Origin of the sequence: Flavitalea sp., from assembly GCF_035489435.1 — a bacterium.
Lineage (GTDB): Bacteria > Bacteroidota > Bacteroidia > Chitinophagales > Chitinophagaceae > DATHKG01.
Map to the genome: position 1 here is coordinate 1 of NZ_DATHKG010000076.1, position 11,070 is coordinate 11,070.

General features: G+C 41.7%; 3 protein-coding genes and 1 pseudogene. All 4 read right to left on the reverse strand.

The features are described 5' to 3' along the window. Positions 1-5,957: amino acid adenylation domain-containing protein (locus VK664_RS11690; protein WP_461398841.1), on the reverse strand; the 5,957-nt coding region annotated here is incomplete at its 3' end. A 59-nt stretch (positions 5,958-6,016) separates the two neighbouring features. Next, positions 6,017-6,874, reverse strand: a complete 858-nt coding sequence (locus VK664_RS11695) for a phytanoyl-CoA dioxygenase family protein (RefSeq protein ID WP_461398842.1) — start codon at positions 6,872-6,874, stop codon at positions 6,017-6,019. Between the two features lie 11 nt (positions 6,875-6,885). Then, complete coding sequence (locus VK664_RS11700; RefSeq protein WP_461398843.1) at positions 6,886-10,794, reverse strand: condensation domain-containing protein; 3,909 nt, start codon at positions 10,792-10,794, stop codon at positions 6,886-6,888. A 45-nt stretch (positions 10,795-10,839) separates the two neighbouring features. Then, a pseudogene (locus VK664_RS11705) lies at positions 10,840-11,070 on the reverse strand (hypothetical protein); the annotation flags it as partial.

Consider the following 11,070-nt stretch of genomic DNA (forward strand, 5'->3'; position numbering starts at 1 on the left):
AAAGTGCGGGGTAAAAATTGAGTTAACCGGTATTCTTTTATCCAGGCTGCGGCTATGCTGCAGATATTCCTGTGTTCCACAATAACCCCTTTGGGTTTTCCTGTTGTGCCGGAAGTATAGATGAGGTACGCTGCGTGCGAAGGAATATTTATGCACCCTGGATTTGTTGCCATCTCTGTGCCAAACGTGATATCCAGTTCATCGATATCAATCACAGAAATGTTTTCATCCTCTATGCCGGCAGCACCATACCGGTTGGTGATAACAATCTTTGATCCGCAATCTTTAATGATACCGTTGATCCTTTCAACCGGATAATCCAGATCAAGCGGAACATACGCTGCACCTGCCTTAAGTACAGCCAGTAAGGCAATAATAATTTTTTCTGAACGCGGTGCCATGATGACTATCCTGTCTTCAGGAGCAATATCGTAACGTTGCCTTAACCCGTGTGCAAGCCTATTGGCCTGTATATTTAATTCATGATAACTTAACTTGCAGGATTCAAATTCTACAGCCGTATTTCCGGAAAATTTTTCAACAACATTTTCAAATAACTGGTTAAGCAATAAAGTGGTTTCATAGCAGATGAACTGTGTATTAAAATTATTAATAAGCACTGATTCTTCTTTACTTGCAGCAACGGGCTCTATCTCAGGTATTTCACTTACTGCCGGTTTCAGAAGAATATAGGCTGAAAGGCTGCTGGTATCATCTTTACCGGTTGTACTAAGTACGCATACATTTCCTACAGATGGATGCTCGACCAGGTTCTGTTCAATTTCGCCAAGTTCAATTCTGTAACCGCCGATACTTACCTGGTTATCGTTCCGTCCCAGATATTCCACATCGCCCTTATAATTCCATTTGCCCCTGTCGCCGGTTCTGTAAACAATTATTTTTTCTTTGTTGATTGCCGCGCCAACGAAGCGTTCATTTGTCATCATTTCATTATTCAGATATCCCCTGGCCAGTGCGATACCTGAAATGCATATCTCACCTATAATGCCGGGAGCTACCTGGGCATTGTTTTCATCCAGTATATGAAGCCCCACATTGACAATTGGTTTACCTATGGGAATCACTTCATCATCAGCGGAACAGGTATGCCAGCTTACTTCAATAGAAGCTTCTGTTGGTCCGTATAAATTAACAATAGGTGCTCTCATATGCCGGTAATATTTCTGAACCAGGTTTTTGGGTAATGCTTCGCCACTTGAAAGCACATATCTTGCTGAGTGCATTCTTGCGATATCTTCCTCGTCAACAGATTCCAGAAATGCATTCAGCAGGGTTGGACTGAAATGCAAAATGGTTATACCATATTTTTCCACCGCCATGGTAAGCAACCGGGGATTAACAAGTGAATGATCATCTGTGATCATCATGATACAGCCAAAACAAATGGGCATGAACATTTCACTCATAGACACATCAAATGTATAAGCCGTTTTAAACAGGTAGATATCTTCACGGGTACATTTAAAATTTTTCCAGAACCATTCGACCCTGTTTACCAGGCCCGCATGATTAAGCATTACTCCCTTAGGTTTGCCCGTAGAACCGGATGTGTAATAAATACAGGCCAGCTGGCTGTTATTTTTCTCCAATGCCGGATCATTATCCGGATAATTTGAAAGATCAGCAGCGGCATTGGTTATTACGGTGCATTGGTAATCATCCAGCTTATATTTTGCAAGTAGTTGTGCATTATTAAGTAATATTCTGCTAACCCCGGCATTATTCAGCATGAACTGAATACGTTCTTCGGGAAGGTCAGGATCTATCGGGAGATAGGCGCAGTTGGCCTTTAAAATACCCAGCAGCAATTTAATCATGCCTGCGCCTCTGTCAGAAAAAACAGCCACTATCTCTTCCTGGCAGGTACCCGATGCAAGTAAGAACGCAGCTATGCGGTTAGAATCGGACCTGAGTTCCTTAAAAGTTATATCACGTTCCGTTTCACGTATGACAATATTATCAGGAATTTCTATGGCAAGACGGGTTGCCAGCTGATCGATGGTAAACCCTGTAAAATCTGCTTTTGTATTATTGAACTGTTCCAGCAAGGAGTGATCCTGTTGCGACAGGTATGGTATGAAACCCAATCGCGATTGAGCATCATCTGTAACCGCAGTTGCGATATTACCGAGATGGGCTGCCATTCGTTTGATCGTATCTTCTTTATACAGGCCACTGTTGTAACCAATCAGCAAACGCAGTTCATTATCCGCCAGTTCGAAATTGAAAACCAGGTCGAAATTACTTACCCCTGTTCCGATATTGATCGTTTCAATTTCAAGGGTATTTTCGTTTGAGGAATTACCATCAAAAATATCTATCCTTACCAGTACGTCAAAAAGTGGGTTCCTTGTATTGTCCCGCTGAAGGTTCAGGTCATCTACCAGTTTATCAAAAGGATAATCCTGGTGATGGTAGGCTTCCGTTACGATGTCCCTGAGTTCCTTAATAAAATCCGTAAAAATTTTATCCTGGGTAAGTTCAGCCCTCACAGGCAGGGTATTTATAAAAACTCCAATCAATTCTTCGATATCCGGGTGATTTCGCCCTGCAACCGGAGTACCTATCACAATATCTTTTTGGCCGGTGTACCTGTATAGGAGTATTTTTATAATGCCAGCCAGGAAAATGAAATAACTGATATCATGTTCATGGCAAAAGGCTTTAATTTTCTTCACCAGTGCACTATCAAAATATTCCACAACAGCCCCTCCCGCATTCACCTGGTTTGACATGCGGTTGTGATCTGTAGGCAGATCCAGTACGGGCACATCATGCTCAAACATTTTCTTCCAGTAATTTTTATCATTTTCCACCGACCCATCCGTAAGCATTTTATTCTGCCAGTCACAAAAATCTTTATAGTGAATCCTTAACTCGGGCAGCACTGTTTCCGTCATGTTTACCCGGCCATTATAAAATGCCATCAGTTCTTTTATGAAAATTTCCATGGACCATCCGTCGGAAATAATATGGTGGATGGTAAATGACAATACGTGTTTATCATCACCTGTCTTAATAATCGCTCCTCTCAGTAAGGGGCCGTTTTCCATGTTGAATGGAGTGGCGGTTTCTTTTTTGAGATAATGTTCAATAAACTCCTCCTTATTCGTTTCATTGGAGATACTGATCACCCTGAATGAAGCGGACAGTTCTCCCGGTTTTTTGACCACCTGCCTCGGTTCTCCATCTGTATTTATAAAAACTGTTCTCAGGCTTTCATGCCGGGCTATAATTTTTTCAAATGCCCATACAATTGCTTCCCGATCCAGTAGCCCTTTAATATTAAAAGCCATTGGCAATACATAAGCAAGTGAATTTTCTTCAAACTGGTCAATCACCCAAATCCTTTTTTGGGAATGGGAAAGTTCATAGCTGTCCTGCAACGCAAGTTTTGGTATATGATAAAACTGTACTTCATTTTCTGTTAGCATGAATGCAGCCAGTTTACGGATGGTAGGGAAAAGAAAAATATTCTTAAGCGTTATTTTACGTTTTAATTCTTTAAATATGCCTGATATGATCCTGGTGGCTTTCAGGCTGTGGCCACCCAGTTCAAAGAAATTATCATCTATTCCTATACCTGTCTTACCAAGTGTTTCCTCCCATATCCGGGCCAAAATAATTTCTTCTGTTGTAGCCGGGGCACAATAAGGCTGCTTGTTGCGTACCGGGGCCGGAAGTTTCTTTTTATCCAGTTTTCCATTTGAGGTTAACGGGAATTCAGTTAATTGGATAAAATAGGCCGGTATCATATACGACGGAAGCGTTTCAGAAAGTGATGCAGCGATATCCGGCGCCTGCTGCCCCTGCTTTAATACAAAATAAGCGATTAGTTCCTTGTCTTCTCCTTCGCCACGTTCTGTCACCAGCGCTTCTGAAATGCTTCCTGATTTAAGGATCAATTTTTCTATCTCTCCCAATTCCACACGATAACCTCTTATTTTTACCTGGTGGTCAATTCGTCCCAGGTATTCCAGTATCTCTCCGGGTAGCCATCTTCCCAGATCTCCGGATTTATATATCCTTTCATTATAGCTGAACTGGTTATTAATGAACTTTTGTTCGGTGAGTTCGGGTTCATCAAGATAACCGAGTGCAAGGTTATGCCCGCCAATATAAATTTCACCGGTCATTCCCGAGGGAACCAGTTCCAGTTTATCGTTCAATATATATATCTGTGAATTATATACCGGTTTACCAATGGGAACCCTTTTGGAAAGGATATCGGCCCCGGTAACCGAAAAAGCCGTTACTACATGTGTTTCTGAAGGGCCATAAAAATTATGCAGTTTTATTGCGGGATTTGCGGCAAGAAATTGTTCGAGCCTTGCCCCGACCAGTAACTGTTCTCCGGTAGATATGATATGTTGTATTGAATGGCCATCAAGCAGGTGCATATCAATGGCATTAAAAAAACCCGCCATTACCGTAAAGGGCAATGAAACAATACTGATCTTTTTACTTGTAATATAATCGGCCATTGCCGGATAATCAAGGCGCATATCTTCCGGAACTATATGTGCCGTACCACCACTGCTTAGTGCATAGTAAATATCATGCAGCGAAGAATCGAATGCAAATGATGAGTACTGTAAAATGGATGAGCCTCTTGAAAAACCAACCTCTTCATTATCCCAAATAATAAGGTTGGTGAGTGTACGGTGAGTTTGTACCACGGCTTTTGGCTTACCGGTAGAACCGGAAGTATAAATAAGGAATGCCGGTATGTCGAGCGGCAGCCGGCGAACAGGATTGCTGGTGTTGTAGTTGGCCAACGGAATGTCGGTCAGTTTTTTCAAAGGCAAAGAAACATCTAACCCGGAATATTCTTCATCACTGCCCAGTTCGGTTAATAAAACCACCGGTTTTGCATTTTGAATGATATAGCTTGTCCTGGCGGTCGGCAGGTTCAGATCAAGGGGTAGATAACAGGCGCCCGTTTTAATAATTGCAAGCATTGCAATGGCGCTCCACTCCGATCTTTCAGTCATTACGGCGATCACCTTATTTTCACCGGCTTGATACGTTTCAATAAGAAAATCAGCAAGTTGGTTTACCGTTTTATTAAGTTCGCCGTAAGTGAACACTTTTCCATTAAACACCAGCGCTGCTGAAGCGGATGTTTGAATAACCTGGTTTTCAAAAAGCCAACTAACTGTATTTTCTTCATATTTAAAAACAGTATTATTATACCCAAAAACCAATTCTTTTTTTTCATTTTCATTCAGCACGCAGATATCCCCAATATTTGCTTTTGGGTTTACCAGTATTTGTTTCAAGATATATTCATAATGTTTCCCCAATGCGGTTATCCATTGCCCTGCCTCTTTTGAAAGCTTGTGAGCGATCTGAATCTCTATGAATTTTTCACCTGTGCTGATCGTGAAGCAAAGGCCAGCATCATTAACAAATGTAGCTGCGCCAACGCTGTTATTTACAACGAATCCTACCTTTTCCAATGCCCGGTATTCATCTTCATTAGCCATTCTGATCTTTTCTTTGAAATAAGAAAGATCAGTCGTAATTTTATCCAACCCCGCCAGCAGCTGTTCTGCCAGTTCATCAAGCAGTTCAGCAACCGTCATCCCTGGTCTTATTTCATTCCTGAAAAAAAACTGGTTGGCAACAGTTCCGTTTTTGGAGCTAGCAACAGGAGCACTGATGACAATCTCCGGCTGATTTAAATATTTGAAAACAAGCAGTTCCAGTGCAGCAAGCAATATGATATATTGTGCTTCAGCATCTCCTCCGGATATTTTTTCAATTCCCCGGTGTATATCTTCATCCGTAATCAGAAAATGCTGTCTGCCGATATCATTTCCTGCTTCACACCATGATGGAACAAGCGAAGGCATTATAGCCCCCTTGGCCTTATCCAGCCAATATTTCTCCTCTATTTTCTGAATGAGTTGTTTTTCATCAACAATAATCATATGTATTCATTTTTTCCAAATGGGTTAACACTTCAGGGTTTAATAACGCTACGGATATTTTAAGCTTTATTACCGGCTAAATCAAGCAGGCTGCTGTCATCAATTGTTTTAATGGGCGTAAAGTCTCTGTTTGCTATAAATGTTGGTCTTGGATTTTCTATATCCTTCAGCTTATTATCAGTACTGTTATAAGTTACCAGGAACGTGTCCCTGTTCCAGGGCGATACATTACTTGGCGATGCATGAAAAATATTGCCATGAAAAAACAATACACTGCCCGCCGCCCCATTTGTGGAACGTATACCGTTCTTATCTACCCATTCAGTAACGGTTTGCTGGTTAATAGTGTATTTAAGATTAACCGTAAGTGCCGACATATAAGACTTACTTTGCTGGTACTTTTTAAACCATTCACTTTCGTTTTCCATTGATTTTCCTGCCGCCGTATCTTCCACTACACCCAGCAGATGCGAACCCGGTATTACAAAAAGAGGCCCGTTGAATTCGTTTACTTCATTAACATAAATCATTGCATTCAACACATCGGGCGATGGCATCCCATCATCTTTCTGCCAGAAAATATAATCCTGGTGCCAGTCCCACTTATCTCCTATGAATGCCTGTTTGGTATTGAGTTTGCTTTGATGTATGTACACCTGGTTATCCAGGATACTTTCGGCCGGCTTCACCATCTTCTTTAAACGGGTAACAAGGCCCAGTATATTGCTTTGTTTTTCGGGTGCAAAAAAAGACCGTACAGATCCGTCTTTTTCGAGTATCCGCTCTTGGCAGTCGATTTGTTTAAGCCTTAGAATTTCAGCTTCTATTAACGCCAGTTCTTCTGTACAGAAAACATTTTCGATCAGCAGGTAGCCGTTGCGATGAAATGTTTCAAGTTGTTCTTTATTCAAATTCATATAGTTTGTTTTTAAACCTTAAAAGATATGGTTCGGCTTTTTCCGGGTGTATTTTTTTCATAGGCCGAAATCATTTCAATATCAGCGATCCGTTTTGCGGGGTCTTCTGTAACATGTTTCATCAGTGAAATAAGATGCTGCCCCATCAATACAATGGTTGAGTCCTGATAGAGGCGGGTATTGTAATTAATCTCAATATCCAGCCCGTCGGCTACTTCCCAGAAAGAGAACATCAGGTCGAAAAATGAAACATCGTTGGCAATATTCATCATCGTTACTTCTATGCCATGGATAGAAAGATTTTCAACAGCATTATTCTGCAGCACTACCATCACATCAAATACAGGGTTCCGGTCAGCCAGGCGTTCTGTTACAAACTCATCCACAATCATATCAAATGGGAATAGCTGGTTTTCCAGGCCTTCAAGAGTAGTTTGCTTTACCTCTTCCAGAAATTCCAGGTATTTCTGATCCGGCGATAATTTATTTCTAAAGACCAGAGTATTTACAAAGAACCCGATCATTTGCTCCAGTTCAGGCTTTATCCTTCCGGCTACCGGTGTACCTACAATGATATCATTGCTTTTAGTGTATTTATGCAATAGTATGCTTACGAGGCTAACCAGTGTAGTAAACAGGCTTGCATTTTGCTGTTTTGAAAACGCCTGCAGGCCTGCTCCCGGTTCCCCGTCAATCTTAAATTTCCATGATCTGCCTGAAAAAGACTGGATACCTGTACGTTGATAGTCAACCGGGAGTTCCAGTACCGGCAGTGGCCCCTTCATTTTTTCTTTCCAGTAGTTCCGGGCCGTTTCAATGAAATCACTCTTCATCAGTTTATTATGCCAACAGGTATAATCTTTATACTGGAAGGGCAGCGGTGGCAGGTATTCATTTTCGGAACCTGCATTGTAAGCATGCATGATCTCTTTCATAAGAACCCCCATCGACCATCCGTCTGAAATAATATGGTGCATGATAAAGAGGATAATAAAATCATCAGGTGATTTTTTTGCAATAAAGGTTTTCAGCAACGGTCCTTTTTCGAGGTCAAATTTTTCAGCCGTTTTTTCACGGATGAGTTTTTGAAGTGCAGCTTCCGGGTCTGCTTCATTTTCAAAAGAAGTAAAAACGATCCTGTGATTGATTGAACTTTGTATGTGTTGGTATGGAATCCCGTCTTCACTGATAAAAATGGTACGCAGGATCTCGTGCCTGCTGATCACATTATCAAAAGCGATCCTGAATTTATCGGTATCCAAAGCTCCTTTTACGGCTAAGGCATAAGGTGCGTGATAGGTAAGGAATGAGGCACTGTCTTTTTCTAATTGTTCGATCAGCCATAAACGCTTTTGCGCATGAGAAAGGTTCACCTTTGAAACATTTCCCACAGATTCAATCTCCGGCAAAAGGTATGAAAGGTTCTGTTCACTTTTTAACCGGTCTATCCCTTTGGCCAGCGATTCAACTGTTGAGTAGGTATATACATCCTTAAAAGATAATTTAACCCTGAATTTTTTTTCGATCCTGGAGATTACTCTTGCGCTAAGCAATGAATGTCCGCCCAGCTGAAAGAAATCTTCGTTTCTGCCAACTGAATCTCGTTTTAAAACTGTCTTCCATATATCTGAAACAGCGATTTCTGTATCCGTCCAGCCCGTTTCTTCATCATCCGCTGCTGCTTCCCCCGGTGTTTTTGTTGTTTCCTGCACCACTGCTGTACACTTAATGAATGAAGGGTCGGATTCGCCCAATTGCCTGCCCCCAGCTACTTCGCCGTATTCCCGGATCCAACAACGCTTTCTTTCGAAAGGGTAGCCTGGGATTGCGATCCTTGAAACAGAAAGGTTTGAGTAGAAAGGCCCAAGATCGAGGTCCTGACCATCCATATACAGATTGGCCAGGTACGAAAAAAAACCATTACCATTTAATGATACGGCGCTCAGCACATTGAGCCTGTTTCTGAATTGTTTTGTAGCAAATTTTCGGAATCCGTTCGAAAATATTCCTTCCACACCCATTTCGATGAACAGTACAAAACTTTTTTGCGCATAAGTCATTAAAATCTTCTCCAGCCTCTTTTCAAAATCAGGTGGTGTTTCTATCTGAATATGTATACACTCTTCCATAGCATCCGGCAGCTTCTTTTCGCCTATAAGTACTTCCACCACCAGGTCGCCGGTACCCCACCCCAGCAGGTCTTCTGAATTCAATCCTATTTTTTCAAAAGCCTTATAAACTGCATACTGAATCATAAAATCAATCTGGCTTTGGGTTAGATCTTTTGCCGGGTTTGCGTCAATGCATTCATGTATATATGGAGACAACCATGGATTATTTTTATGGAATTCAGGCAGCTGAGACTCATCAATTGTTAGCGCCCCTGAAAACAGGAAAATTTTTCGAACGGCGGTATTCCTTACTTTTGAAACAGTAAGCCCCGAATCCAGCTGCTTTTTTAACTCTTCGGGGTTTGAGGCATAAAATGCAGTGCGAAAACCAAAATGCCCACGTCCCTGGTTCAATGTAAAACTCAGGTTTTGTAAATTCTCCGGTACCATGCTGTCTGTATATTTCCGGAAAACTTTTATCATGTTCCGCAGAGCTGATTCTGATTTGGCGGAAAGAAAAAACAGCAGGTTACCATGCTGTTGTTTAGTTTCCGGGACAGGGTATTCCTGGAGTACAGCATGGCAATTTGTTCCCATCAAACCAAATGAACTTATTCCTGTTATTCTCGGCAACCGTTCAGTATTCCAGGTTTGAAGCTCATTCATTACCTTGATGGCCATTTTATCAAAATTGATAAACGGATTGGGACTTGTATAATTAACCGAAGCAAACAATTGTTTATGCTCGAGGGAAAGCACCACTTTGCATAAACTCATAATGCCGGCAATATTTCCGGTATGCCCGATATTTGATTTTACACTTGAGATGGAACAAAATCCGTTTTCCTCCGTATACATTTTAAATGCCTGATCAATTGCTTCTGCCTCAATAGGATCGCCCAGTTTGGTTGCCGTTCCATGTGCTTCGATATAAGTAACCGATGCTGGATTTATTCCGGCACTCTCCCATGCTTTTATTATAACAGCGGCCTGCGCTTTCCTGCTGGGAGCCGTTTGGCTGCCTGACAATTGTGCATCCTGGTTAACCGCAGATCCTTTTACGACTGCATAAATGATATTGCCATCTTCTATTGCCTTATCAAGGTCTTTAAGCAACATACAGGCAGCACCTTCGCCCACACCTATACCTTGGGCATCTGCGGAAAATGCCTTTGTTTTTCCATCTTCAGACAGCAGGTCAACAAAAGTGGTTGCTGAAGTTTCATTAGGCTTCAGGTTAATACTGGCACCCCCAACCACCATCATCTCTGCATTACCCGACCTTATCTCGTTACAGGCCATGTGCAGCGCTACCAATGAAGAAGAACAGGTAGTATCTACCATCATTGCCATTCCCCGAAGATCAAAATACCTTGCTATTCTTCCTGCAGAAAAGGCACTGAGGTTACCGGTTACCAATGTAGGATCGAACTCTTTTGCCAGTTCATAATAGAGGGATACAAAATCAGACAGTATCACCCCTGTATCTGATCCCCTGAAAGTATCCACGGCAAACCCTGTACTTTCAAAAGCATGATAAGTGATCTCCAGCAGTATACGCTGGTGCGGATCCATATTTTCAGCCTCATGCCGTGATATGCCGAAAAATTCATGGTCGAATTTATCTATATCGTCAAGATAGGAGAATGGCATATAGGATTTTGCCGGCGATAAGGAGGTGGACATGACCCTTACGATATCCGGTACCTTTGCAGTACAAACGCCATCCCGTAGAATCTGATAAAACTCATTCATGTCATTGGCACCGGGAAACCGGCCGGCAATACCAATAACTGCAATATCCTTCATTTGCAAACTGTTTATAAAATTTTATGATGATGATTTTCGATGCAGTTAACCGGGTACCCGCGTGTTTGCCGGAAACTGTAGTTTAATGTAATGCGGATAATCGTGAGATGAAGTGCCATTGTGAATAAGTAATTCGGCATTTTCATCTATCCGGCTGCTTATCTCAAAGCCTGCAAACTTGTAGGCTATGTACATCATCCTGTTTCTTCCGGTATGATAGAATTTTGCGTATAATTTTTTTTTTGTCTTTACCGATTTATTAACCAGGTAGTTCAG